This is a genomic window from Stutzerimonas frequens, from assembly GCF_024448335.1.
GTDB lineage: Bacteria > Pseudomonadota > Gammaproteobacteria > Pseudomonadales > Pseudomonadaceae > Stutzerimonas > Stutzerimonas frequens.
On sequence record NZ_JAMOHM010000012.1, the window covers coordinates 1 to 24,659 of the forward strand.

The 24,659-nt window shown below is 67.2% G+C and carries 24 protein-coding genes; 10 read left to right on the top strand and 14 right to left on the bottom strand.

What is annotated here, in order from left to right:
- Nucleotides 1-43 precede the first annotated feature (43 nt).
- Nucleotides 44-448 (top strand): carboxymuconolactone decarboxylase family protein, encoded by a 405-nt coding sequence (locus tag NAO55_RS15860; RefSeq protein ID WP_102840501.1) that lies wholly within the window; start codon nt 44-46, stop codon nt 446-448.
- Between the two features lie 35 nt (nt 449-483).
- Here the strand turns inward: NAO55_RS15860 and NAO55_RS15865 are convergent, their stop codons facing one another.
- A complete protein-coding gene (locus NAO55_RS15865) occupies nt 484-1,539 on the bottom strand; it encodes a serine hydrolase (RefSeq protein ID WP_180981646.1) in 1,056 nt (351 codons plus the stop codon).
- Nucleotides 1,536-2,615, bottom strand: coding sequence for a serine hydrolase (locus tag NAO55_RS15870; RefSeq protein WP_102840500.1), 1,080 nt, complete (start codon nt 2,613-2,615; stop codon nt 1,536-1,538). Before NAO55_RS15870 ends, NAO55_RS15865 begins: the two co-directional genes overlap by 4 nt.
- Nucleotides 2,616-2,757: 142 nt before the next feature.
- Between NAO55_RS15870 and NAO55_RS15875 the strand changes: the two genes are divergently transcribed.
- Nucleotides 2,758-3,996 (top strand): acyltransferase family protein, encoded by a 1,239-nt coding sequence (locus NAO55_RS15875; RefSeq protein WP_102840499.1) that lies wholly within the window; start codon nt 2,758-2,760, stop codon nt 3,994-3,996.
- A 397-nt stretch (nt 3,997-4,393) separates the two neighbouring features.
- On the opposite strand, the gene NAO55_RS15880 is transcribed toward NAO55_RS15875, so the two are convergent.
- The 6 genes from NAO55_RS15880 to NAO55_RS15905 form a co-directional block, all read right to left on the bottom strand.
- Complete coding sequence (locus tag NAO55_RS15880; RefSeq protein ID WP_102840498.1) at nt 4,394-6,595, bottom strand: xanthine dehydrogenase family protein molybdopterin-binding subunit; 2,202 nt, start codon at nt 6,593-6,595, stop codon at nt 4,394-4,396.
- Nucleotides 6,592-7,578, bottom strand: coding sequence for an FAD binding domain-containing protein (locus NAO55_RS15885; protein WP_102840497.1), 987 nt, complete (start codon nt 7,576-7,578; stop codon nt 6,592-6,594). Before NAO55_RS15885 ends, NAO55_RS15880 begins: the two co-directional genes overlap by 4 nt.
- On the bottom strand, nt 7,575-8,087 hold the full coding sequence (locus NAO55_RS15890; protein ID WP_102840496.1) for a (2Fe-2S)-binding protein: 513 nt from the start codon (nt 8,085-8,087) through the stop codon (nt 7,575-7,577). The genes NAO55_RS15885 and NAO55_RS15890 overlap by 4 nt, the downstream gene beginning before the upstream one ends.
- 124 nt (nt 8,088-8,211) lie before the next feature.
- Entirely contained in the window at nt 8,212-8,802 is a 591-nt protein-coding gene (locus NAO55_RS15895) for a nucleotidyltransferase family protein (RefSeq protein ID WP_102840495.1), read from the bottom strand.
- A 7-nt stretch (nt 8,803-8,809) separates the two neighbouring features.
- The gene (locus tag NAO55_RS15900; protein WP_011912112.1) at nt 8,810-9,784 is read right to left on the bottom strand and encodes an XdhC family protein; all 975 of its coding nucleotides are present in this window, start codon (nt 9,782-9,784) and stop codon (nt 8,810-8,812) included.
- Nucleotides 9,785-9,852: 68 nt separating this feature from the next.
- The gene (locus NAO55_RS15905; RefSeq protein WP_011912111.1) at nt 9,853-10,416 is read right to left on the bottom strand and encodes a DJ-1 family glyoxalase III; all 564 of its coding nucleotides are present in this window, start codon (nt 10,414-10,416) and stop codon (nt 9,853-9,855) included.
- Between the two features lie 130 nt (nt 10,417-10,546).
- On the opposite strand from NAO55_RS15905, the gene NAO55_RS15910 reads away from it, so the two are divergent.
- The 3 genes from NAO55_RS15910 to NAO55_RS15920 all read left to right on the top strand — a co-directional run bounded on the left by NAO55_RS15910 (nt 10,547) and on the right by NAO55_RS15920 (nt 14,503).
- The gene (locus NAO55_RS15910; RefSeq protein ID WP_011912110.1) at nt 10,547-11,842 is read left to right on the top strand and encodes an NCS2 family permease; all 1,296 of its coding nucleotides are present in this window, start codon (nt 10,547-10,549) and stop codon (nt 11,840-11,842) included.
- A 93-nt stretch (nt 11,843-11,935) separates the two neighbouring features.
- The gene (gene trmA, locus NAO55_RS15915; protein WP_102840494.1) at nt 11,936-13,024 is read left to right on the top strand and encodes a tRNA (uridine(54)-C5)-methyltransferase TrmA; all 1,089 of its coding nucleotides are present in this window, start codon (nt 11,936-11,938) and stop codon (nt 13,022-13,024) included.
- Between the two features lie 72 nt (nt 13,025-13,096).
- Complete coding sequence (locus NAO55_RS15920; protein WP_102840493.1) at nt 13,097-14,503, top strand: MBL fold metallo-hydrolase; 1,407 nt, start codon at nt 13,097-13,099, stop codon at nt 14,501-14,503.
- 97 nt (nt 14,504-14,600) lie between these two features.
- Here the strand turns inward: NAO55_RS15920 and NAO55_RS15925 are convergent, their stop codons facing one another.
- Nucleotides 14,601-16,157 carry a 2Fe-2S iron-sulfur cluster-binding protein gene (locus NAO55_RS15925; protein ID WP_102840492.1) on the bottom strand — a complete coding sequence of 519 codons (1,557 nt, stop codon included), beginning with the start codon at nt 16,155-16,157 and terminating at the stop codon, nt 14,601-14,603.
- 140 nt (nt 16,158-16,297) lie between these two features.
- On the opposite strand from NAO55_RS15925, the gene NAO55_RS15930 reads away from it, so the two are divergent.
- Complete coding sequence (locus NAO55_RS15930; protein WP_102840491.1) at nt 16,298-16,702, top strand: DUF1924 domain-containing protein; 405 nt, start codon at nt 16,298-16,300, stop codon at nt 16,700-16,702.
- A gap of 10 nt (nt 16,703-16,712) precedes the next feature.
- Nucleotides 16,713-17,237 (top strand): diheme cytochrome c, encoded by a 525-nt coding sequence (locus NAO55_RS15935; protein ID WP_102840490.1) that lies wholly within the window; start codon nt 16,713-16,715, stop codon nt 17,235-17,237.
- Between the two features lie 70 nt (nt 17,238-17,307).
- Here the strand turns inward: NAO55_RS15935 and NAO55_RS15940 are convergent, their stop codons facing one another.
- The 4 genes from NAO55_RS15940 to moaB all read right to left on the bottom strand — a co-directional run bounded on the left by NAO55_RS15940 (nt 17,308) and on the right by moaB (nt 22,169).
- Complete coding sequence (locus NAO55_RS15940; RefSeq protein ID WP_102840489.1) at nt 17,308-19,461, bottom strand: LTA synthase family protein; 2,154 nt, start codon at nt 19,459-19,461, stop codon at nt 17,308-17,310.
- Nucleotides 19,462-19,489: 28 nt separating this feature from the next.
- Nucleotides 19,490-19,885 (bottom strand): diacylglycerol kinase, encoded by a 396-nt coding sequence (locus tag NAO55_RS15945; RefSeq protein ID WP_102840488.1) that lies wholly within the window; start codon nt 19,883-19,885, stop codon nt 19,490-19,492.
- A gap of 509 nt (nt 19,886-20,394) precedes the next feature.
- Nucleotides 20,395-21,627, bottom strand: coding sequence for a molybdopterin molybdotransferase MoeA (locus NAO55_RS15950; protein WP_102840487.1), 1,233 nt, complete (start codon nt 21,625-21,627; stop codon nt 20,395-20,397).
- Complete coding sequence (gene moaB, locus NAO55_RS15955; protein ID WP_102840486.1) at nt 21,624-22,169, bottom strand: molybdenum cofactor biosynthesis protein B; 546 nt, start codon at nt 22,167-22,169, stop codon at nt 21,624-21,626. Before moaB ends, NAO55_RS15950 begins: the two co-directional genes overlap by 4 nt.
- Before the next feature lie 192 nt (nt 22,170-22,361).
- On the opposite strand from moaB, the gene NAO55_RS15960 reads away from it, so the two are divergent.
- Together NAO55_RS15960 and NAO55_RS15965 are read left to right on the top strand one after the other, a co-directional pair.
- Nucleotides 22,362-22,565 carry a hypothetical protein gene (locus NAO55_RS15960; RefSeq protein WP_102840485.1) on the top strand — a complete coding sequence of 68 codons (204 nt, stop codon included), beginning with the start codon at nt 22,362-22,364 and terminating at the stop codon, nt 22,563-22,565.
- A gap of 98 nt (nt 22,566-22,663) precedes the next feature.
- On the top strand, nt 22,664-23,359 hold the full coding sequence (locus tag NAO55_RS15965) for a Crp/Fnr family transcriptional regulator (protein ID WP_081253795.1): 696 nt from the start codon (nt 22,664-22,666) through the stop codon (nt 23,357-23,359).
- A 6-nt stretch (nt 23,360-23,365) separates the two neighbouring features.
- On the opposite strand, the gene NAO55_RS15970 is transcribed toward NAO55_RS15965, so the two are convergent.
- Complete coding sequence (locus NAO55_RS15970; protein WP_102840484.1) at nt 23,366-23,905, bottom strand: DUF4345 domain-containing protein; 540 nt, start codon at nt 23,903-23,905, stop codon at nt 23,366-23,368.
- Nucleotides 23,906-24,098: 193 nt separating this feature from the next.
- On the opposite strand from NAO55_RS15970, the gene NAO55_RS15975 reads away from it, so the two are divergent.
- The gene (locus tag NAO55_RS15975; RefSeq protein WP_102840483.1) at nt 24,099-24,533 is read left to right on the top strand and encodes a DUF411 domain-containing protein; all 435 of its coding nucleotides are present in this window, start codon (nt 24,099-24,101) and stop codon (nt 24,531-24,533) included.
- Nucleotides 24,534-24,659: the final 126 nt, after the last annotated feature.

Below are 24,659 nucleotides of genomic sequence, written 5' to 3' on the forward strand. Positions count from 1 at the left end.
TACGAAACGGGAACAGACCCTTGCCCATCAAGAGGAACGCTCCATGTCTGCATCGACCCGCTACACATACGGCCTGGCCAAGCTCGAAGAAATTGACGGCGAAGCCGGGCGCAAGGTCATCGACAGCCTGCAAGCCATCGCACCGGACCTGGCCCGCTACGTGATCGAGTTTCCCTTCGGCGACATCTATCAGCGCCCCGGCCTGGACCTCCCCCAGCGCGAGCTGGCGACCGTGGCGGCGCTCACCGCGCTCGGCCACTGCCAACCGCAGCTGGCGGTGCACGTTCACGGCGCGCTGAATGTCGGCTGCACGCCGGAGCAGATCGTCGAAGTGGTCATTCAGATGGCGGTTTATGCGGGCTTCCCGGCGGCACTCAATGGCATGCACACCGTCAAGACGGTATTCGCCGAACGAGGTTTGCTGCCGACCGGCAACGCCAACGAATGACCAACTGCCGGGCTTGGTCTTGCTGCAGGCGCGGCTCAGTTCGGCGGCGCCTCGCTCAGCAACGCCTTGCTGATCGCCTGGCCGACCTGTTCGAACAGGCTGCCAGCTTCCTTGCCTTCGTCCAGGCCTTCGGCGCAGGCCACCACGACGATCGCACGGCGCTCGTCCTGCGGCTCGATCACGCCCACATGGCAGGCGCGCTCCAGCTGCGTGCCGGTCTTCTGGATGAAGGGCACGTCCTCCGGCAGCCCGGCCTCGAGCCGGTAGTTGTCATAGGAATCGAGCTTCATGAAGCCGTACAGCAGATCGCGGCTCTCGGCCGACAGCAACTCTCCGCGCACCAGTTTTTCCAGCATCGTGCCGTAGGCCACCAGGCTGCTGGAGTTGAGCTGGCGGGCGTAGTAGCGCTCGTAGGCCTGCTCCATGCTTGCCGCCTTCAACTCGTCCTGCTGCACATTGAGTACCCGCGCCAGCGCCTCATAACGCGGCTTGCTGAACGGCGCTGAGGCCAGCTCCACCAGCTGCATGTTGTCCAGCTGGGCGGCATCGGGATGTACCTCGCCGTATACGTCGCGCCGCACCTGGGTAAAGCTGGTGATGGCCTCGAAGTCGCCACCCATGCTCTTGCGGGTGCGCTGGTTGAGCGCATCCCCGCCGACCAGGCGGATCAGCATGTTGGCGGCCGTGTTGTCGCTTTCGATGAGCATTTCCTTGAGCAGGTCGCGCAGCGAGTAATCGACGCCGTTGTCCTGCCAAACCAGATCGCCGGAGCCGTCCACCTTGTCCTCCGCCTCCAGCGTCAGCCGCTGATCGAGGCGAAACTCGTCATCGTCCACGCCCTGCAGCACGGCCAGAGCGATCGGCACCTTCACTGCCGAGCCCAGGTACCAGAAGCGCTCGGCGTCGTAGCGCAGCTCGGCATCCTCGCCCAGATGCTTGATGTACACGCCGAGCTTGCCCGGCGACGCCTCGTCGACGCGACGCAGCTCCTGCTCCAGCCCATCCTTCCAGGTCGCCTCGGCCTGTTCGGTGCAGGCCGTCAGGCCGGCCAGTGGCAACAGCAGTGCGCCCAACGCGATCAACCTGCTCATCTTCGAATCAACCCCGCTGCGGCGACGGCCTCGCCGGTGCCACGCAATGCCCGCTCGGCCTGGGTGGTGGAGGCCACCCCGCGCACGCAGGCGACAATGATCAGGCGCTGGGACGTCGAATCCGCCGTGCCTGGCTGGTCCACCAGCCCGGCATCGCAGATGCGCGCGCGCTGGGTGCCGGTCTTGTGGGCGAGCACGGTGTCGGACGGCAGGCCAGCCTTGATTCGCCGCGCGCCGGTCTCGACCCGGCGCATCACGCTCAGCAGGTACTCGGTGCTCGCCGGACCCAGCGCGGTGCCAGCATCGAGTGCCGAGAGCAGATCGCCATAGGCCTTCAGCGTGCCGGAGTTGAAAAGCGTGGCGTAGTAACGCTCGTAGGCCTCGCCGAGGCTGATGGGCACCAGCGCGCTGCGCTCCACGCCGATCAGCCGCGGCAGCAAGGCCAGGCGGCCGGCGTCGTTCGGCTGCCGCTTGAGGGCGAGAAAATCCTTACCGGACAGGGTGCGCGCCGCCGGATGCAGTTCGCCGTAGATCAGCCGTCGCACATCGGCCAGGGTGGTGATCGGCCCGAACCCCTCGGGCACCAGCTCGCGGGTGACCGCATTGACCTGGTCGATGCCGACCAGCCTGATCAGCATGTCGCTGGCGGTGTTGTCGCTGTGGATCAGCATCTGGTCCAGCAGATAGCGCACGCTCAGCGCCTTGCCCGGCGCATGGCGGTTGGTCGGGCCCGCTCCGTCGACGTAGTCGCTGGCGAGCAGGGTCACCCGGCTGTCCAGAGTCAAGTCGTCCTGCTCGATGCGGCGCAGCACGGCGATGGCGATCGGCACCTTGACCGTCGAGGCCAGGTACCAGGCGTCCTCGCCGTGGTAGGAGACCGAGATGCCGGTCTGCATGTCCTTGACGTAGACGCCCAGTTGCCCCGGTGTCTGCCTGTCGACCTGGGCCAGACGCGCCAGTAACGGGCCGCTCCATTCGATGCTGTCCTGCGCGACGGCGCGCTGGGCAAGTGGCAGCGTGATCAGCAGCAGACATAGAACGGCAAGCGGTGAACGTAGCGGGGCGGGCAACAACATGGGCCTCCGGATCGAATGGTGCATTCCCCACCTATCCGACCACCGGCGCCGGCTGCCGTGCACCGCGTCCCGATTACCGGTGCGGCGCAACCGCTGGCGTCGATGCGAGTCCGATGACTATCAACCGACACAGGAGCGGGCTGTGGCGCGCACCGAACATTTCATCGGACTGGAGTGGCTGCGCTTTCTGCTGGCCATCTACGTCGTGCTGTTCCACACCGTGCACGCCTACGTCGAAGACGAGCCGACCTGGCTCTCGGAGCTGGCCGGCGTGGGCTTCTTCGCCACCAGCAGCTTCTTCGTCCTCTCCGGCTTTCTGCTGGCGCACGTGTATTGCCGGCAGGGCGAACTGCGCGAGCCGGCGCGACACTTCCTCGGCAAGCGCCTGGCCAACCTCTACCCGCTGCACCTGTTCTCGCTGCTGCTGACGGCCATCGTGCTGACCATCATCGCCAAGCTCGGCATTCCGCCGGACGACGCCAAGGCGAGCCTGCGCTACGTGGTCTACGACACCAACGAGGAGCTCAGCGGCGAGGCCCGCGACGCCCTCGAGTACTTCATGAACAACCGCGAGCTGGCGTTCAACTTCATTCTGCAGCTGCTGATGCTGCATGCCTGGAACCCGCTGTACCTGACGTTCAACCCGCCGCTGTGGTCGATCTCCACGCTGTTCTTCTTCTACCTGTGCTTCCCGCTGCTGGCACCGCGCCTGATGCGCCTGCGCCACAAGGGCTGGTGGCTGCTGGCGATCGGCGTGCTTTATCTGCTGCCGCCGCTGTGGGCGATCCAGCAGGACGCCTATGGCATCCCCGTCACCGGCATGCTGCACCGCATGCCGCTGCTGCGGCTGCCGGAATTTCTCGCCGGCATTCTGCTCTGCGGGCTGTTCCGCGAATGGCGAGCGGCCGACGGGCAACTCGGCATCGCAGCACGGCTGGCGCTGGGGGCCTTCGTGCTGGCGAGCTTTCTGGCCACGGTGTGGCTGCTCAAGGGCGAACGCTATTGGTACTTCCTGTTGCACAACGGCCTGCTGCTGCCGGCGCAACTGGCGCTGGTCTGGCTCTGCGCGCTGATCGCCACGCCACGCAGTGCCGCGGTAGTCAACTGGTCGCAGCGCCTGGGCGCGGCCTCGCTGCCGCTGTTCGTGCTACATGTGCCGGTGTTCATCCTCTTCTCGCGCTCGGAGAAGCTGCTCGGGGCGGTGTCGGCCGAATGCCTCGAGGGCTGGGCGGATTGCGTAGCACAGGCGGGGGAGCTGACGCTGACGCCAGCCTTCTATCCGCTGTATCTGGGATTGTGCATCGTGGTGTGCGTGCTGGCGCAGGAGCGAGCGGTGGTGCCGGTGAGGCAGTTCCTGCTGAGGCGGGTATTGAAGGTTTGATGCAGGGGCGCGTGAAGTCGCATGCCCATGCGCGCCAGAAAAAGCGAAAGATCGCGACCGAAAACCTACAGGCACCCTCGGACCCCATTCCCCGTCAGGAGGCCGAGCGTAGGCGTTGCGTAGGGGGGCGCGAGGCAGGACGCCGAGCGAGGAGTGAAGGGACAGGGACGTCCCTTCGCGACGACCCCCGGAGCAACGCCGGAAGGAGGGAAGTTTTGCGAAGCAAAACCCGGATGCCGGGTGGCCTTCTTTTTGGTTACTTTTTCTTGGCCAGACAAGAAAAAGTGACTCGCCCAGCAGGGCGAAAACCAAGCCGTCAGACAACTCGTTATCCTCCTGACGACCCAGCAACCTTTTGCCGCACCGGCGGGCCGAAGCCCACCTAGCGCGCCGGCGACTACAGCAATTTATCCAGGGTAATCGGCAGGTCCCTAACCCGCTTGCCGGTCGCGTTGTAGATCGCATTGGCCACCGCCGCCGCCACGCCGACGATACCGATCTCCCCTACTCCCTTCGACCCGAGCTCGTTGACCACCTCGTCGTGTTCCTCGACGAAGATCACCTCGACCTCCGGAATGTCCGCGTTCACCGGGATGTGGTACTCGGCGAGGTTGTGGTTCATGTAGCGGCCGAGCCGGTGGTCGATCAGCGTCTCCTCGTGCAGCGCCTGGCCGATGCCCCATACCACGCCGCCGACGATCTGGTTGCCGGCCGTTTTCGGGTTGACGATCCGTCCGGCGGCGATCGCACTGACCACGCGACTGACCTTGATGGTGCCAAGGTCCTCGTCGACGCGCACCTCGACGAACACCGCCGAATGGGTCGCGGTCGCCCAGGCGTCGCGCCTCTCGTCGGGCTTGACGCTGGCTTCGGCGTCCAGCGCCCCGCTGACCTGGACGATGTCGCGCAGCGCCACGGCATGTTCGCCGGTTTTCAGCCGCAGCTGCCCATCGACGAACTCCACCGCGTCCAGACTCGCCCCGGTGAACGGCGAGGCCGGCGACTGCTGCACGGCGTCCAGCAGCTTCTGCCGCAGGCCGGCGCAGGCCCGCTGCACGGCGCTGCCCACCGATGACACGGTGGCCGAACCGCCTTCCAGCGGCGCCTGCGGCAGGCTGGAGTCGCCGAGACGGAATTCCACCTCGCTCATCGGCAGGCCCATCGCGTCGGCGGCGATCTGGGTCATCGCGGTGTAGGTGCCGGTGCCGATGTCGGCGGTGGCGCTGGTTACCAGCAGCCTTCCGTCCGCGTCGAGACAGGCGCGAGCGGAGGCAGGCATCTGCATCGCCTCCCAGACACCGGTGGCCATGCCCATGCCGACCAGCTGATGGCCGTCGCGCAGACTGCGTGGCTGCGCCGGGCGCCGCGACCAGCCGAAACGCTCGGCACCCTGCTGGTAGCAGGCACGCAGTTCCTTGCTGGAATAGCGCTTGCCCTCGTTGCCGTTGGTCTCGGTGTAGTTGCGCAAGCGCAGCTCCAGCGGATCGATACCGACTTCATACGCCAGCTCGTCCATCGCGCACTCCAGCGCATAGACGCCGATGGTCGCCCCCGGGGCGCGCATGTCCAGCGGGGTATAGACGTCCAGCGGCGCCAGACGGTAGCCGAGGCGCACGTTGTCACAGGCGTAGAGCATGCCGGACCACTCCACCTCATGTTCGGTGAAGTCCTCGAAGCGCGAGGTCTGGCCGATGGCCCTGTGCTCAATGGCCTGCAACCGCCCTTCGCCATCGGCGGCGAGCTTGAGCTGCTGGACGGTCCGCGGGCGATAGCCGAAGGTGAACATCTGCTGGCGGGTCAGCTCGACGCGCACCGCGGCCTTGAGCTTGAGCGCGGCCATTACCGCCAGCGGCAGCTGGTACTGCGGGCGCAGGCCGGAGCCGAAGGCACCGCCGACGAAGGGCGACAGCACGCGGATCTTGCCCTCCATGTCGAACACCTGCTCCAGGTAGCGCTGGCAGTTCTGCACGCCCTGGGTCTTGTCGTAGATCAGCAGCTCCCCGCCCGGCAGGTACTGGACGATGGAAGCATGCGGCTCCATGGGGTTGTGGTGTTCCACCGGGGTCTCGTACTCACGGTCGATGCGATTTGCCGCCGCCGCGAACGCCGAGTCGAAATCACCACGCGGCTCGGGCAATTCCGTAGGTGCGTCATGGGCTTGCTCGCGTACCGCCTGCAGATCGGTCTGGTGCGTCTCGGCGTCGTACTCGACGCGCACCAGGCTCGCCGCATGGCGCGCCAGGGCCTGGGTCTCGGCCACCACCAGCGCCAGAGGCTGGCCGCTGTAGAGCACACGGTCGTTGTACAGCGGGCGGAACGGCGAGCCTTCGGCGGCATCATCGTCCTCGTAGGGCTCGTCGTAGCTGGCCACCGGCGGTCGGTTCTGATGGGTCAGCACCAGGCGCACGCCGGGCAATGCCTCGGCCGCGGCGGCATCGATGCGCGTGACTCGGCCACGGGCGATACGGCTCGAAACCACCGCGCCGTAGAGCAGCCCCGGCACCTCGGCTTCGGCGGCATAACAGGCCTTGCCGGTGACCTTGAGCGGGCCGTCGACGCGGTCCAGCGGCTTGCCGAGTGGAGAGTTGGCGCTGTTCATCGGACGGTTCCTCCGGCGGCTTCGGTGAGCGCGCGCACGATGGCGCGATGGGCCAGGTCGATCTTGAAGGCATTGTCGGCAAGCGGTTGCGCACCTTGCAGCAGGCGATCGGCCGCCGCAGCGAACCTCGCCGGCTCGGCGCGCTGACCACTGAGCAGGTCTTCGGCTTCCTCCAGGCGCCAGGGTTTGTGGGCCACGCCGCCCAGGGCGATGCGTGCGCGACGGATGACGTCGCCATCGACCTCCAGCGCGGCGGCAACGGAGACCAGCGCGAAAGCGTAGGACGCGCGGTCACGCACCTTGAGGTAGGCGCAGTGGCTGGCGAAGCCCTCCACCGGCAGTTCGACGGCGGTGATCAGCTCGCCTTCGGTGAGCACGTTGTCCAGCTGGGGCTGGTCGCCGGGCAGGCGGTGAAAGTCCACCAGGTCGACACGCCGCTGGCCATGTGGCCCTTCGATGTGCACCCGCGCATCCAGCGCCGCCAGCGCCACGCACATGTCCGACGGATGCACGGCGACGCAGTGCTCGCTGGCACCGAGAATCGCGTGGATGCGATTGCGTCCGTCACGCGCGCTGCAACCGGAGCCCGGCTCGCGTTTGTTGCAGGGCGTGGCGGTGTCGTAGAAGTAGTAGCAGCGGGTGCGCTGCAGCAGGTTGCCGCCGGTGCTGGCCATGTTGCGCAGCTGCGGCGATGCCCCGGCAAGAATGGCCTTGCTCAGCAGCGGGTAGCGCTGCTCGATCTGCGGGTGCCAGGCCAGGTCGGCGTTGCTCACCAGCGCACCGATGCGCAGGCCACCCTCGGCGGTCTGCTCGATTTCGCGCAGCGGCAGGCCGTTGATGTCGATGAGCTGGCCCGGATGCAGCACGTTTTCCTTCATCAGGTCGAGCAGGTTGGTGCCACCGGCGATATAGCGGCTGTCCGGCCCGTGCAGGGCGATGGCCTGGTCGATACGTTCGGGGCGCTGGTAGCTGAACGGCGTCATTGCGCACCCTCCTGGCCACGTAGCACCGGCAGTGCCTCCTCGATGGCGGCGAGGATGTTCGGATAGACGCCGCAGCGGCAGAGGTTGCCGCTCATGTGTTCGCGGATCTCGTCGCGGCTGCTGGCGCGGTGCTCGGCCGCGAGCCCGGCCGCCGAGCAGATCTGCCCCGGCGTGCAATAACCACACTGGAAGGCATCGTGCTTGACGAAGGCGGCCTGCAGCGGGTGCAGCGCCTCGGTGCTGGCCAGGCCCTCGATGGTGGTCAGACGCGCGCCGTCGTGCATCACCGCCAGGGTCAGGCAACTGTTGATGCGCCGCCCGTCGAGCAGCACCGTGCAGGCGCCGCACTGGCCGTGATCGCAGCCTTTCTTGGTGCCGGTCAGGCCGAGCTGGTCGCGCAGCAGGTCGAGCAAGGTGGTCCAGGGTTGCACCTGGAGCTCACGGCGTTCGCCGTTCAGCTCCAGGCTGATGGTGCAGGTCTGGCCTGCAGCTGAAGAATGTTCGCTCATGGCAGCCTCACGGTTTGGGCATTGGTGTGCGCTGTCCGTGCGTCTTGGGGTACGACTGGCGTGGCGCCGAAATCGTTCAGCTCCCTGAGCGGGGGCCGGAGCATCGCCGTGCAGGCTTATCGGATCAGCACCGCCGGCGATCGTCCGGGTGGTCGATGTCCTGCAACACGCCGGGGTCGTCCACCTCCAGCTGCTGCACGGCATGCCGGGCGAACAGCGCCTGGGCACCGCGATCGCCATCGAGCTGCAGCAACAGTTCGCGATAAGCGCCACCAATCCCGCGCGGATGGCCGGGCCGCCCCTGATGGACAGGCACCACCAGATTGTCGTGGTCGATCGCCGCGACGATGGCCCGCAGGGTCGCTGGCTGGACATAGGGCATGTCGCCCAGCGCCACCAGCCAGCCGCGGGCCGCCGGTGCATGGGCGACCGCCTGGGCCAGGCTATGACCGAGGCCACGGGTCTCCACCAGCAGCCGCTCGCAGTCCCCGGCATGGGCGCCAAGCCAGTCGTGCAGCGGACCATTGTCGGCGCGGCTCACCACCAGCAGCCGCTCGGCGACGCCGCGCAGGTTCGCCAGCGTGGCGGCGAGCACCGGCGGCGCCGGCGCACCGCTGAGGCTCGGCGCCAGCAGCTTGTCTGCCCCGCCTATGGCGCGGTAGCGGCTGCCCTGCCCGGCGGCGAGCACGATGGCGCAGACACCGGCACCAGGCACCCTGCGCTCAGGCACAGCGCTGCTGCGCCGACAGGCTCGGGGCCAGGGCGCCATTCTTCAGCGCCACCACCTCGGCCATCAGCGACAGGGCGATTTCCGCCGGCGTGCGGCTGCCGATGGGCAGCCCGATGGGGCCGTGCAGGCGCTGCACCTGGCGCTCGCCAAGGCCCAGCGAGAGCAGACGCGCCTTGCGCTTCTCGCTATTGACCCGCGAGCCCAGGGCGCCGACGTAGAAGGCTTCGGACTGCAGCGCGGTGAGCAGCGCCATGTCGTCCAGCCGCGGGTCGTGGGTCAGCGCGACGATGGCGGTGTGCGCATCCGGCTCGATGGCCAGCACGGCGTCGTCCGGCATGCCGGGCACGAAGCGCACGGCGGCCGGATTCCAGTCGTGGGCATAGCCTTCGCGTGGGTCACAGATCAGCACCTCGAAGCCGAGGCCGTGAGCCAGGTCGGCGACATAGCGCGACAGCTGCCCCGCGCCGATCATCAGCAGGCGCCAGGCCGGACCGAATGGCGCGCGCAGGGTATGCCCGTCGAACTGCAGCACAGCCTCACGACCGGCGGGCTGCAGGACGACCGCGCCGCTGGCCATGTCCAGCCGGCGCAGCAGCCGCTCGTGTGCGGCACAGCGCGACAGCAGCTCGTCGATCCAGCCGGCATCGCGCAATGGCTCCTGTAGCAGGCGCAGGGTGCCACCGCAGGGCAGGCCGAAACGCGCGGATTCTTCCTTGCTCACGCCATAGGTGATCAGCTGGCAGGTCGACGGTGGCTCATCGGCCATGACCCGGGCGAGCAGGTCGTCCTCGACGCAGCCACCGGACACCGAGCCCTCGACACGGCCGTCACCGCGCAGCGCCAGCAGCGAGCCCACCGGGCGCGGCGCGCTGCCCCAGGTTTCGATCACCGTGTAGAGCACCACCGCGTGACCGTCACGCAACCAGTCGCGGGCACGCCGCAGCACTGCCAGATCGACACTGTCCATCGTTCTCCTCGAATTCACTGTTTGCACCGGCTGGCCGGCATGCAAGCAGTGACCGATGGGCTGCGTGGTTAGTTCGTCGCCGGCACCAGCATGGCGTCGGCCACCTCGCGCCGCTTGCCCCGTCCGGCCAGGCGCTCCACCAGGGTCAGGGCGAATTCCAGGGCGGTCGCCGGGCCCTGGCTGGTGATGCAGTTGCCGTCCACCACCACCGGCTGGTCGAGGAAATGCGTGCCGGTGAGGTTGTCGCTCATGCCTGGGTAGCAGGTCACCTGGCGGCCCTTGAGCACGCCGTAGGGGTGCAGCGCCACCGCCGGCGCGGCGCAGATCGCCGCGTAGTCCAGTCCGGCGCGGGCCTGCTGGCGTACGCGCTCGGCCAGTGGCTCCAGCTCGCCGAGGGTCTTCGCCCCGGGCATGCCGCCGGGCAGCACGATGAGGTCGAAATCCTGCGCCAGCACGTCGAGCAGCATGGTGTCGGCAGTGATCCGGGTGCCGCGCGCACAGGTCAGCATGCGACGTTCCTCGGCGCTGGCCACCACCACGTCGAACTCGGCGCGGCGCAGTACGTCGATCAGGGTGACGGCCTCCAGGTCTTCGGAACCGTCGGCGATCGGAATCAGGACACGTTTGCTCATGGCGTTCACCTGCTCAATGGAAATTCAACCGCGCTGCCGGCCGGTGTAAGATGCCCGGCTTTTGCGACGACAGGCCAGCCGCCCGCCAGAGGCGACGGCCCCACACTTAACCGGCACAAGAGGATCGACCATGCTGGAAAAGCTGTTTCAACTCAAGGCGCACAACACCACGCTGCGCACCGAGATCCTGGCCGGCATCACCACCTTCCTGACGATGGCCTACATCCTCTTCGTCAACCCGAGCATCCTCGCCGAGACCGGCATGGACCACGGCGCGGTGTTCGTCGCCACCTGCCTGGCGGCAGCCATCGGCTCGGCGATCATGGGCCTGGTCGCCAACTACCCGATCGCGCTGGCACCGGGCATGGGCCTGAATGCCTTCTTCACCTACACCGTGGTGCTGACCATGGGTTACACCTGGCAGACCGCGCTGGGTGCGGTGTTCCTTTCCGGCCTGATCTTCTTCGGGCTGTCGATCTTCAAGATCCGTGAATGGATCATCCACAGCATTCCGCTGGCCCTGCGCGCCGGCATTGCCGCCGGTATCGGCCTGTTCCTGGCGATCATCGCCCTGAAGAATGCCGGCATCGTCGTCGACAACCCGGCCACCCTGGTCGGCCTCGGCGACCTCAGCGCCGGCGGCCCGCTGCTGGCGTGCCTGGGCTTCTTTCTGATCGCCGCGCTGGCCTACCGCAAGGTCACCGGTGCGGTGATGATCGGCATCCTGGTGGTCACCGGCCTGTCGATCCTGCTCGGCCTGTCGCAGCTCAACGGCGTGGTGTCGATGCCGCCGTCGCTGGCGCCGACCTTCATGCAGCTGGACATCATGGGCGCGCTGGATATCGGCCTGATTAGCGTGATCTTCGCCTTCCTCTTCGTCGACCTGTTCGACACTTCCGGCACCCTGATCGGCGTGGCGCAGAAAGCCGAGCTGCTGGACAAAGACGGCAAGATGCCGCGCCTGGGCCGCGCCCTGCTCGCCGACAGCACCGCCACCATGGCCGGCGCGGCGCTGGGTACCTCGACCACCACCAGCTACATCGAATCCGCCGCCGGTACCGCTGCCGGTGGCCGCACCGGCCTGACCGCCTGCGTGGTCGCCCTGCTGTTCCTGCTCAGCCTGTTCTTCGCCCCGCTGGCCGGCGCCGTGCCGGCCTATGCCACCGCCCCGGCGCTGCTGTTCGTCGCCGTGCTGATGATGAGCAGCCTGGCCGGCATCGACTGGGACGACCTCACCGTCGCCGCGCCGGTGGCCATCGCCGCGCTGGCCATGCCGCTGACCTTCTCCATCGCCAACGGCATTGCCTTCGGCTTCATCGCCTGGACCGCCATCAAGCTGCTGGCCGGCCGCTGGCGCGAGCTGAGCCCGGCGATGTGGGTACTCTCGGCACTGTTCGTGGTCAAGCTGGGCTGGTTTACCGGCTGATCAGACCGTACACGTTCGCGGCCGCTCCCCCACTGTCCGCCCGGAAGTGGGCTTGGCCGCGAAGCTCCTGAAACCTCTGCACGAAGCCCTGCCATGCCGCTGCCCCAGCTCGACCCCGCCCAATACGACGCCCAACTTGCCGAGAAAGCCGCCCGGCTGGAGGAGCTGCTGGCACCGTTCGATGCACCGGCAGCGGAAGTCTTCGATTCGCCGCGCGAGCATTACCGCCTGCGTGCCGAGTTCCGCCTGTGGCGCGAAGACGGCCAGCGCCATTACGCGATGTTCGAGCAGGGCGACAAGCACAAGGCGATCCTGATCGACGACTTCCCCATCGCCAGCCGCCGCATCAACGAGCTGATGCCGCAACTGAAGGCGGCCTGGCAGGCCTCGGAAGTACTCAGCTTCAAACTGTTCCAGGTGGAATTTCTCACCACCCTGAGCGGCGATGCGCTGATCACCCTCGCCTACCACCGCCCATTGGACGAGGCCTGGCAGGCCGAAGCCGAGCAGCTCGCCGCAGACCTCGGCGTCAGCCTGGTCGGCCGCTCCAAGGGCAAGCGCATCGTCATCGGGCGCGATTACGTGGAAGAACAGCTGACGGTCGCCGGCCGCAGCTTCCGCTACCGCCAGGCGGAAGGCGCCTTCACCCAACCCAACGGCGAGGTCTGCCAGAAGATGCTGAACTGGGCGTACGAGGCGCTCGGCGAACGCGATGACGACCTGCTGGAGCTGTACTGCGGCAACGGCAACTTCACCCTGCCGCTGGCCACCCGCGTGCGCCGCGTACTGGCCACCGAGATCAGCAAGACCTCGGTCAGCGCTGCGCTGGCCAACATCGAAGACAACGGCCTAGATAACATCGAGCTGGTGCGCCTCTCCGCCGAAGAACTGACCCAGGCGCTGAACGAGGTGCGCCCGTTCCGCCGCCTGGCCGGGATCGACCTGAAGAGCTACGACTTCGGCAGCGTCTTCGTCGACCCGCCACGCGCCGGCATGGACCCGGACACCTGCGAACTGACCCGTCGCTTCGAGCGCATCCTCTACATCTCCTGCAATCCGGAGACCCTGGCGCAGAACATCGCCCAGCTCGCCGACACCCATCGCATCGAGCGCTGCGCGCTGTTCGATCAGTTCCCCTACACCCACCATATGGAAGCCGGGGTGCTGCTGGTTCGCAAATGATGGGCGAGTGAACGTCGGCAACCTGTCGACGTTCCACATCCGTAACCATTCAGCCGTTACGGAGGTGCCACCATGCTGGTGTTCGAGCCGATCTATACCGATGGCCTGGCGCAGATCTCCTACCTGGTGGGCGACAGCAAGGCCGCGATCGCCGCAGTGATCGACCCGCGGCGCGACGTCGATATCTACCTCGACCTGGCCCGCGAGAAGGGCCTTCGCATCGCCTACGCCATCGAAACCCATATCCATGCCGACTTCGTCTCCGGCGCCCAGGCACTGGCCGAACGCAGTGGTGCCGAGATCATCGGTGGCTGCTCGCCGGACTACGCCTTCGAGCTGCGCCAGGCGGCCGATGGCGAGGTGCTGGAGCTCGGCCAGGTCAGCCTGGAAATCATCTACTCGCCCGGCCACACGCCAGAACACATTTCGCTGCTGCTGCGCGACGGCCAGCAGGGCGATGAGCCGTTCGCGCTGTTCACCGGCGACACCCTGTTCAACCTCGACGTCGGCCGCCCCGACCTGCTCGGCGAGGACAGCACCAAACAGCTGGCCGCACAGCTCTATGCCACCCTCTTCACTCGCTACCTGCCATTGGGTGAGCGCGTCGAAATCTATCCCTGCCACGGCGCGGGCTCGGCCTGCGGCAAATCCATCGGTGATCGCCGACGCTCCACGCTCGGCAACGAGCTGTTGTTCAACCCGGCGCTCAACCAGCGGCGCAGCGAAAGCGAATTCGTCGACTGGCTGCTGACCGGAATGCCCGAACCACCACGCCACTATGCGCGACTCAAGCGCTACAACGTGCGACCGGCCACACGCATTCATGGGCCGGCGCTGCCGCCGCCACTGTCACCGGAGCGTTTCGCCGAGCGCATCGCCGACAAGGAAGCGGTGCAGCTGGTGGATTTGCGTTCGATACTCGCCTTTGGCGGCGGCCATGTGGATGGCGCACTGAACATCGCATTGCAAAACGAGTTCGTCAGCTGGGCCGGCTGGATGCTCGATGACCAGCGGCCGATCTACCTGATCGGCGAAGACAGCCAGCAGATTCAGCAGGCCACGCTGCAGCTCTACCGCATCGGCCTGGATCGCGTGGAAGGCTACCTACGCAACGGCATGACCGACTGGCAGAACGCCGGCCTGCCGCTGGCGCGCGTCGAACAGTGGACGGTGCACGAACTGGAGGCACGCCGCGAAGATCCGCAGGTGCAGGTGCTCGACGTACGCTCCCCTGAGGAAGTCGCGCAGGGCCGTGTGCCTGGTGCCGAGCACGCCTTCGTCGCCCACCTGCCCGACGGGCTGGGGCAGCTGGACCGCAGCAAGACCGTGGCGGCCTACTGCGGCAGTGGCTACCGCGCCTCGATCGCCGCGAGCATCCTCAAGCGCGAAGGCTTCCGCGACGTGGTGAACATTCCCGGCTCGTGGATGGCCTGGCAGCGGCATGATCTGCCGGTGGAGAAAAGCCGCTCCGACGGATAAGGCGATGTCCTCCAGGCGTGCCAGCTGCATAGCTCGGGCATGCTGATCACGCTTGGCCGGCTTCGCGCAATAGCCGGCCACCCTCCTTCCGCGGCCGTCAGTACTCCACCGCCAGCCGCGCGCTGGTCGGCACCGCCTGGCAGGCGAGCGTCCAGCCCTGGCGTACCTGCTGGTCGCTGAGCACCTGGTTGCTGCGCATGCTCACGCTGCCCTCCACCACCCGACAACGGCAGGCCGCACAGACACCGGAGCGGCAGGCGCTGGGCGGCTGCAGCCCGGCCTGCTCCATGGCGTCCAGCAGCACCTCGCCTTGCGGCACATCCAGCGCATGCCGGCGGCCGTCCAGTGCCACCTGCAGGCGGCTGCGCAGCGGCTGGCGCGGTTCGCCGAACGGCACTGCGGGAACGGGCGCATCGAATCGCTCGACATGAATGGAGTTGCTCTTCACGCCAAGCTCGGCCAGCGCCGCCGAAGCACCATCCATGAACGGCTGCGGCCCGCAGACGAACGCCTCGCCCTGCGGCCAGTCGGCGATCTTCGCGGCGATCGCCGGCCCACTGGGCACGCCCTGCTCGGCATCCAGCCAGATACGCAGCTGCAGGCGCTCGGGATGGCGTGCGGCAAGATCGGCCAGCTCCTCGGCGAAGATCAGCGAGGCGGCATCGCGGCTGGCATAGAACAGGAACACGCGCCCGCGGCCGAGCTCGAGCGCCGCCTCGAGGATCGCACGCAGCGGTGTGATACCGCTGCCGGCGCCCAGCAACAGCAGGTCGCCGTCCAGATCATCCGGCACCAGGCGGCCGGCTGGCGGCAACAGCTCGATACGCTGCCCCACTTGCAGGTTATCCAGCAGCCAGTTCGAAGCTCGCCCGCCGGGCACGCGGCGCACGGTGATGCGCAGCACGCCGTCGCTGCCGAGCGGTTTCGACAGCGAATAGCAGCGCAGCAACGGCCGCTCGGCGCAGGGCACGCGCAGGGTGACGAACTGCCCCGGCTGCGCGGCGAAACGCTCGCGCAGTTCCGCCGGCACTTGCAGGCTGAACGAGCCGGTATCGGCCGTCTCGGCCCGGCGCGAGATCACCGTCAGCGCGGCAAATACCGGCGTTTCAGAAACCGCGACCGACACCGGCGCGGCCGGTTCGGCCGGCTGGCGCGGGCCGCGCAGCATCGCCCAGGCAGCAGTGCGACGGAACAGCAAGACATAGCCGATATGCAGCGCGACCAGGGTCAGCGCCAGATTGGCGAAGAACTCGTGCACCTCCTCGGCATCGCCCAGCCAGCCGACGAAATCGAGGTCGCTTGCCGCACCGAACAGGTCCGGGCCAACACCCGGCAGCGCCGCCAGTACATCGCCGTTGTCCACCATGCCCAGCCCGAGCAGGCTGGCCAGGGCAAGGCTGAGCAGCGTGCCAAAGGTCAGCCAACTACCGAACGTGGTCAGGCTCGGTTTGCGCCGCTGCGGCCTGGCTGGCAGCAGCCGCGGAAAACCGCGCGGACGCAGCGGCGCGATCAGCAGGCGCAGCACCAACAGGGCGACCAGGCCGTAGCCCAGCCAGACGTGCAGCAGCTCGGCATCGTCGCCACTGAGGTAGACGGCGACGAAGAATCCGGCGAGCAGCCAGTGAAACAGGCGAAAACGCTTGAAGGCAGCCACGATGGCATCCTCTGGATGGGAAGTGCCACTTTTGTAAACCCACCAGCTGAAGCGAAACTGAATGCCATCAAGCTGCCATATTCAGCTTCGCGTAATGCATCAGGCCTAGGCTGCGCTCATTCCTCACTGGAGCGTGCCCCATGAAAACCCATTGGATCGTCCTGGCTTGCTGCCTGAGCCTACCGGCGCTGGCCGAAACCGAGCACCCGCTGCTGGCTGGCTACGCCGCCCAAGCCCTTCAGCAGGACCCGGCCTTCGCCGCCTTTTCCGCCGAGCGCGGCGAGGCGCTGTACGTCGCCGAGGAGCAGCGCAACGGCAAGACCATGAGCTGCACCACCTGCCATACCGCCGACCCGCGCCAAGCGGGCAAGACACCCGCACACCGCAAGGTCGACCCGCTAGCACCCGTGGCCAACCCCGAGCGCTTCACCAACCTGAAGAAGGTCGAGAAGTGGTTCCGTCGCAACTGCGACGACGTCTTCGCCCGCGAATGCACCGCCCAGGAAAAGGGCGACTTCATCGCCTGGATCACTGGCTTGAAGTAGGAGTACGGCCATGAAACCCATCGTTGCGCTTTCTACCGTCGCCGGCCTGACGCTGGCACTGACCCTGGCCGGTTTTAGCTTGGCCGATGACGATCACCACGAACGCAAGGGCTACAAACGGCCCAAGCGCCTGTCGATACCGAGCGACGCGCCGCTGGTGTGGAAAGAAGAATGCGCTGCCTGCCACATGCTCTATTCCCCGGGCCTGCTACCGGCCGATGCCTGGCGCGAGCAGATGCGCACTCTGAGTGATCACTACGGCAGCAACGCCTCGCTGGACCCAGCGCAGGAAAAGGAAATCCTCGACTTTCTGGTCCGCGCCTCGGCCGCCAACCGCCTGCCGGTGGAGCCGTCGCCGACCACTGGCGAGCCGCCGCGCATCAGCCAGACCCGCTGGTTCGAACGCAAGCACGACGAAGTCAGCGATGCCAAGTTCGCCCGCGAATCGGTCGGTGGCCGTTTCAACTGCGTGGCCTGCCACCGCGACGCAGAACGCGGCGACTTCGATGACGACCGAGTGAAGATCCCGCGCTGAGCGATGGCCTGTGCGCCCATTTTACTCACGCCAGAACACCCGGGCCGCAGCCGCTGAACCACGCCTTTACTCACCCCTCACGCGGCTGACGAGGGCTCGGCGCCGGCAGCACAACCTGCTGCCCGCCGCCGGCACGCGCCAGTTGCTGCCCCGTCTCTGGCTCCTTCCGCTCGCGGTCGCCCGCGCTATTGGCCAGCAGACTGGCGGTGGCGACCTGCAGATAGGCCTGCAGCTGGCGCAGCATCGACGCCGCGTTGTCGGCATCCTCGATCCGCTGGGCGCTGGCATCGGCACCGAGGCGATAGCGGTACAGCCGCGGCTCGAGGTCCTTGGGCTGGACCAGGATCTGCTCGCCGCGAATCATCGCCACGGTCTGGTCGCTGCCCGAGGGCTTGATGATGCCGAAGCCGGGATCGCGCTCGTCCAGTGCCAGCAGGTCACGACCCCAGCACTGATGGCGCACCTTGCCACCGAGGCGGCCCATGATGGTCGGCACCACGTCGACCTGGGTGCCGACCACTTCGCGACGGCTGCCGAACTGTTCGGTGACGCCGGGGGCGATCAGCAGCAGCGGCACATGGAAGCGGAACAGGTCCATCTCGGTGAGCTGCTCCGGCGCGCCGAAGCCATGGTCGCCAACCACCACGAACAGGGTGTCCTGGTACCAGGGTTGGCGCTTGGCCTGCTCGAAGAAGCGGCCCAGCGCCCAGTCTGAGTACCGCATGGCGGTCAGGTGCGCATCCTGTGAGCCATGGCCGCTGACCGCCGGCACTGGCAGCGGGTCCGGTAGCGCGTATGGCGTGTGGTTGGACAGCGTCTGCAGCAATGCATAGAAGGGTTCGCCCGGTGCCAGGGCGCCGAGCTCCTGCACCGCGCGGTCGAACATGTCCTGATCGGAGACGCCCCAGGTCGGGTCGGCCACCACCGGGTCGATATAGTCGTTGCGGCCGACGAAGCGGGTCATGCCCTGGTTGCCGAAGAAGCCCAGCTGGTTGTCCCAGGCGAAATCGCCGTTGTAGACGTAGACGTCGTTGAACGCCCGGGCGCTGAGCAGCTGCGGCAGCCCGGAGAAGCGGTTGCCGCCTTCCGGCGACTGCATCAGGTACTCAAAGCCCGGCAGGTTGGGAAAGCAGGCCATGCTGGCGAACATACCCTGGTGGGTGTGGGTGCCGTTGGCGAAGAAGCGCTCGAACAGCAGGCCCTCAGCGGCCAGGCGGTCGAAGTTGGGTGTGATGTCGTCGCGGCTGCCCAGCGCGCCGACATAGCGCCCGGCGAAACTCTCCATCAAGATCACCACCACGTTGCGCACCGGCAGCCGACCGGCCTCCGGCGCCCGATAGTCGCGGCGCACGGCGGCCAGCTCCGGGTCGGCCAGCCGGTCATTGCCGGTCAGCAACAGCGCGCGGGTCACCGCCAGCGCCTCGTCCTCCGGCAGCACGGCCTTCCAGGCGTTGTCGCGATGATCGGAATAGCGGTTTTTCGCCGCCTCGTAGAGCGTCAGCGCCGGGTTCAGGCCGAGCTGGTTGATGAACACCGAGTCGGTGGTGAAGGCGTCGCCCCAGCGCAGCGGCGGCCCCTGGCGCAGGGTGCCGCGGGCGGCGACCACGCTGATCAGCACCAGCGCGACCAGCGTCGCACCGTGCCAGTGCCAGCTCAGCTGCATAGGTGCTGTCGATCGTTTGGTCAGCAGCCCAGCGCGTGGCCGGCAACGACGGTCGAGCCAACCGAACAGCAGCGACCAGATCAGGGTCAGCCCGCCCCAGACACTCAACAGGGTAAGCACCGGAAAGCCATGCCAGAGCATGCTCAGCACCGTCGCCGGGTCCTCGGCGAGGTACTGGAAGACCAGGCTGTTCAGGCGCTGGTGGAATTCCTGGTAGAAGTTCAGCTCGACCATGCCGAGGAGGATCACCAGGCTGGCGCAGGCAGCCAGCCAGAGCCGCTGCAGTCTGCGCGCGGCCATCGCGCGGCGACTCAGCACCGCCAGCGACAGCGGCACGCAGATGTAGACCAGCAGGCGCAGGTCAAAGCGCAAGCCGTTGCCGAAGCCTTCCAGCAGGGTGGCCGGCGAGGCATCGCCGAGCAGCTCGCGGTTGTACAGCAACAATGCCAGACGCAGCAGGGTGAACAGCATCAGCAGTGCGAGCGCGCTGCCGGCCATGAACAGCAGGTGGTGGCGCAGGTCGGGCTGGCCGGCCTGGGGGCGAGCGGTTCCATCGGTCATGGGAAATTCCTGGGCAACGGGAAGGGACTCAGAGCAGGATCACCGCCCAGACCAGGGCGATCAGCGTCATGGTCAGCAGCTGGGCCGCGCTACCCATGTCCTTGGCGCGCTTGGACAGCGGGTGCAGCTCCAGCGAAATGCGGTCGACGGTGGCCTCGATGGCCGAATTGAGCAGCTCGACGATGGGCGCCAGCAGCACCACGGCAATCAGCACGGCGCGCTCGACGCGGCTGATGTCGAGCAGAAACGTCAGCGGGATCAGCAGCAGGTTGAGCAACACCACCTGGCGGAAGGCCGCCTCGCCGACATAGGCGGCCCGGAGGCCGGCGAACGAATAGCCGCCAGCGAGCCACAGCCGTGTCAGCCCGCTGCGCCCCTTGAGCGCTGCGCCATCGGCCACCGCGCGGTCACGCTCGGATGACATCGCAGCGCACCTCACTGGAGGAGGGATGAGCGGCCTGCTGGTCATGCCACTGCCGGGGCCATCCATCCGGGCGCCGGTAGCGAGTCCCCAGCGCATGCCGGTAGCCGGGTCTGCTCGAGAACTCCAGCTGGGTGGAGCTTGATGTGGTCATGACGAGCCATTCCGGTCGGTAACGGAGCGTCAAACTAGCGAGGCGCGAATCAACGCCTCGTCAAAAGAATGTGAAAAAAGTGAAAAGCAGATTGCCCCGCCGCCCCTGAAGGCGGGTGCCTTAGGCGGTCGGTACAAGCTCGCTGGCTTTACATGTATCGATATCGATCGGCGACGCGGCTATCAGGGATCACGGCAGGACCACGCTCCCCCGTGTTTTATCAGCGAAGTGAAAACACTGTCGGGTAATCGCCACTGCACCAGCCCGCTGTCGATGCAACGCGCTCGCGGCGTCACGGAGCAGCACCCAGGCGTTAGAACGCCCGGTCGACTCATCATCGACCGGGCGTTCGCATGTCTCAGCCGAGCAGTTCGCTGAACGGCAGGTACTGCACCAGCTCGCCTTCGGCGAGGGTGCGCCCGCATTCGACGATGGCCAGGCCATCCGCCCAAGTCGCCGAGGTCAGCATGGCCGAGCCCTGGCGTGGGAACAGACGCACCTCGAGCCGGCCATCGACCGCTTCGAGCCGCGCGCGCAGGAACTGCTGGCGCACGTTGGCCTTGCGCCAGGCGAAACCGGCAGGCAGGCGCAGCGGCGTGACCTGCACCTGCGTGCAGCCCTGGGCGCGCAGCAGGAACGGCCGAGCCACCACCAGCGAGGTGACCAGCGCCGCCGCCGGGTTGCCGGGCAGGCCGATCCACGGCGTGCCGTTGACTTCGCCGAAGGCCAGCGGCTTGCCCGGCTGGATCGCCAGGCGCCACAGGTGCAGCTCGCCCAACTCGCGAATCGCCTGCTTGAGGTGATCCTCCTCACCCACCGAAACACCGCCCGAGGTGATGATCAGGTCGAAGCGGCTCGCCGCATCGGCCAGCGCGTCGCGGCTGGCGCCCAGATCGTCGATCAGGATCGGGTAGTCGTGCACTTCGCAGCCGAGGCTCTGCAACACGCCGAGCAGGCTGTAGCGGTTGGAGTTGTAAATCTGCCCGGCGTCCAGCGGCTCGCCCGGCTCGCGCAGTTCGTTGCCGCTGGACAGCAGCGCCACGCGCAGACGCCGGTACACCTTCACCCGCGCCACGCCGAAGGTCGCCAGCAGGCCGAGCTCCTGCGGGCGCAGACGCTTGCCGGCGTCGATCAGACGCTCGCCAGCCGCGGTTTCCTCACCCAGGCAGCGCACGTTGTCACCGGCGTTCACCGCCGGCAGCCAGATGCGATCGCCTTCGATACGGCAGTTTTCCTGCGCCACCACGGCGTCCGCGGCCGGCGGCAACGGCGCGCCAGTGAAAATGCGCACCGCATGCCCGGCCGGCAGCTGCTGACTGGCGGCGTCGCCGGCGGCGATGCGTCCGGCCAGTGGCAGCGCACCGCCCTCGGCCGGCAGATCGGCGGCGCGCAGGGCGTAGCCGTCCATCGCGCTATTGTCCCAGGGGGGCACCGGAAAGCTGGCATCCAGCGGCTCGGCGAGCACGCGACCGAGGGCATCGCGCAGCGCGACCTCTTCCACCGCGGGCGGCGCCGGCACCCGCGCCAGCAGCTCGGCGATGGCCTCGTCGACCGGCTTCAGCCCGCCGGTATCGCAGCCGCAGGCGCTCATGAGCGTGGCCCGCAGTTTTCCACCGCGGCCGCCTTAAGGTGCGGGACGAAGTTGCAGGGCTTGGTACGGCTGTCCAGCTGCTCGACGAGGATCTTGTTCCAGGCGGTGCGGCAGGCGTTGGTCGAACCCGGCAGGCAGCAGACCAGTGTGCCGTTGCTCATCCCGGCCAGCGCGCGGGACTGCACGGTGGAGGTGCCGATCTCGCTCAGCGATACATGACGGAACAGTTCGCCGAAGCCATCGACGTCCTTGTCCAGCAGCGGCTGCACTGCCTGCGGGGTGTTGTCACGGGCGGTGAAGCCGGTGCCGCCGGTGATCAGCACCACCTGCACATGCTCACTGGCGATCCAGCTGCACACCCGGGCGCGGATCTGCCAGATGTCGTCCTTGACGATAGCCCGTTCGGCCAGCGTATGGCCTGCGCTCTGCAGGCCGTCGATCAGCGCCTGGCCGGAGGTATCGGTGTCCAGGTTGCGGGTATCGCTCACCGTGAGCACGGCGATGTTCAGAGGCTGGAATTCGGTGTTGGACAGGTGAGCCATGGCTCGAAACTCCCTTGAAGATGTGTGCGCAGGCTGCACCGGCGCCGCGGGCCAGCCCATTCCCCGTTGGAGGTAGGCGCGCGGCAGGCGGTGCCGGCAGGTCGACCAACACGCATGGCGTTGGTCAGCGAGCGTTGCGACAAACCCGACTGCAACGCAGCGGGGCATGGGTCAGACCGGCAGTGCCGGCCGATGGTAGCGAATAAAACGGTCGGCCCGCAGCCCGTTCGGCGCCGGCAGTCAACCGCCGCTGGCGTTCATGAAGCGCAATACCTGGACCTCGCCGCCGCTGGAGAATTCGTGCCTACGGTGATCGTCACCACCAGCGATTCGCTGCTGCGCAAGATCGAGCAACTGACCCTCGACTACGAACGCCTGGCCGGCGGCGCACGCTGAGCGCCGGCCGCCACCGGCTGCCTAGAAAGAGGTATGGCTTAGGGACAATGGGATAGAGGCATCTTGCAACCTAGCATGCCCGCATCGAAAGGAAGGGGATGGCCATGCTGACAGGCTCCACCGTGCTCAACACATTGCGCCGTCATCATCTGTTCCGCGGCCTGAGCGAGACATCGCTGCACGCCATCGCCTCGCATACCACGGCCAAGCGCCTGCCCGCCGGATGCACGCTGTTCCACCAGGGCGATGCGGCCGAGCATTTTCATCTGCTGATCAGCGGTCAGGTCAAACTGCACCGGGTCACCAGCGATGGCCAGGAAAAGGTGATCGAGGTGATCCGGCCCGGCGAGGCATTCGCCGAAACCATGCTGTTCGACAAGCTGCCCGAACATCCGCTGAGCGCCACCACGCTCAAGGAGAGTCTGGTGCTCAACGTGCAGAACAGCCACTACCTGCGCCTGCTGGAGAATCAGCCGCAGCTGTGCATGCAGCTGCTCAGCAGTCTGAGCGCCCGGCTCAACCAGCGCCTGCATCAGATCGACAACCTGACCTCATCCAATGTCTGCCAGCGCGTGGTGCGCTATCTGTTCCAGGAGCTGCAGGCTGCGCACAGCGACGTCATCGATCTGGATCTGCCCAAGCGCCTGATCGCCTCGCAGCTCGGCATTCAGCCGGAAACCCTCTCGCGCATCCTGCACCGGCTGACCGACGCGGGCCTGATCGCCGTGCAGCGGCGGCGTATCGAAATACTCGATCAGCACAGCCTCTCGGCCTATCTGGAAGCGGCGGCCTGAACGGGCTCAGTCATCGGGACCGCCGCGCCGAAACGGCTGCGGCGCGACTTCACTGACGGCAGGTTCGACCGGCGGCGGGCCGTCACCGAGCTGAAACGGTTTCGGCGGTTCGCTGACCAGCCTGCGAGTGGCCGGCTCGATGCGCTCGGGTTCCGCCTCGGGACGTTCGCGGATGACCTGCCAGGCGACGCCCGCCAGTACCGCAGCCAGCACCCGATAGATCAACGAGGCCAGGTCGAAGCCAACCAGCGCGCTGTCATCCAGCAAGAGCGAAACCAGCCTGCCGAGTACCAGCGCCGTCAGGGTCATCATCAGCATCATCAGCGCCGACCGCGCCCGTTCGGGCGCACGCGCCGCCCAGATCAGGAAGGCCGCCAGGCCCAGCTGCAGACCACCGTAGTAGACCCGCATATGGCTGACAGAGGCCTCTTCCATCAACAGCATGCCGTTCAGGTTGGCCATCTCGTAGGGGCGCAACCAGTAGGCCAGGCTCAGGCAGGCCATCACCAGCGCCTGCGCGAGCAGAACGAAACGGGCAAAACGCATCGAAAACTCTCCTGATGGGTGCGACTCGCTCTTCCGGTTGGCATGGGACTGCCGCGCCGCCGTTTTGTTCTGCGCCCGAACACACGGCCGGCGGTCCGAACGCCACGCCGGCGGTGACAATTGCACACGACTCGCAGCTTGGGGATGGCCGCGAGGCGGCGTATTCTGGGCGCCTCGCTGATTGGAGATACCCATGCGCCGCCTTCTGCTTCTACCCGTCCTGCTCGCCGGCTTCGCCCAGGCGGCCGACCCCATCGCCATCGACGTCTACCGCGACCCCAACTGCGGCTGCTGCAAGGCGTGGATCGAGCATCTGGAAGACAACGGCTTCGCCGTTGCCGATCATGTGGTCAACGACATGACCTCGGTGAAGATGGAGCATGGAGTACCGCACCGCCTCGGCTCCTGCCACACCGGCGTGATCGGCGGCAAGTTCGTCGAAGGCCACGTGCCGGCGGCCGACATCCTCAAGCTGCGCGCGCAACCCGACCTGATCGGTGCCGCCGTTCCGGGCATGCCGGTCGGCTCGCCCGGTATGGAGATGGGCGAGCGCAAGGACGCCTTCCAGGTGATCGGCGTCAGCAAGCAGGGCCAGGAGCGGGTGATCTCCGAGTACCCGGGCAACTGATAGCGCCGGCGCGACCCGAGCCCATACCCGCTGCATCTTTTTTGCCCGCTCACGGGTCTGAGTGGAAGACGTTGGCCGCTTCGCTGCGGCCACGACGCTCCCATCCACCATTTCCGAGGGGCAACT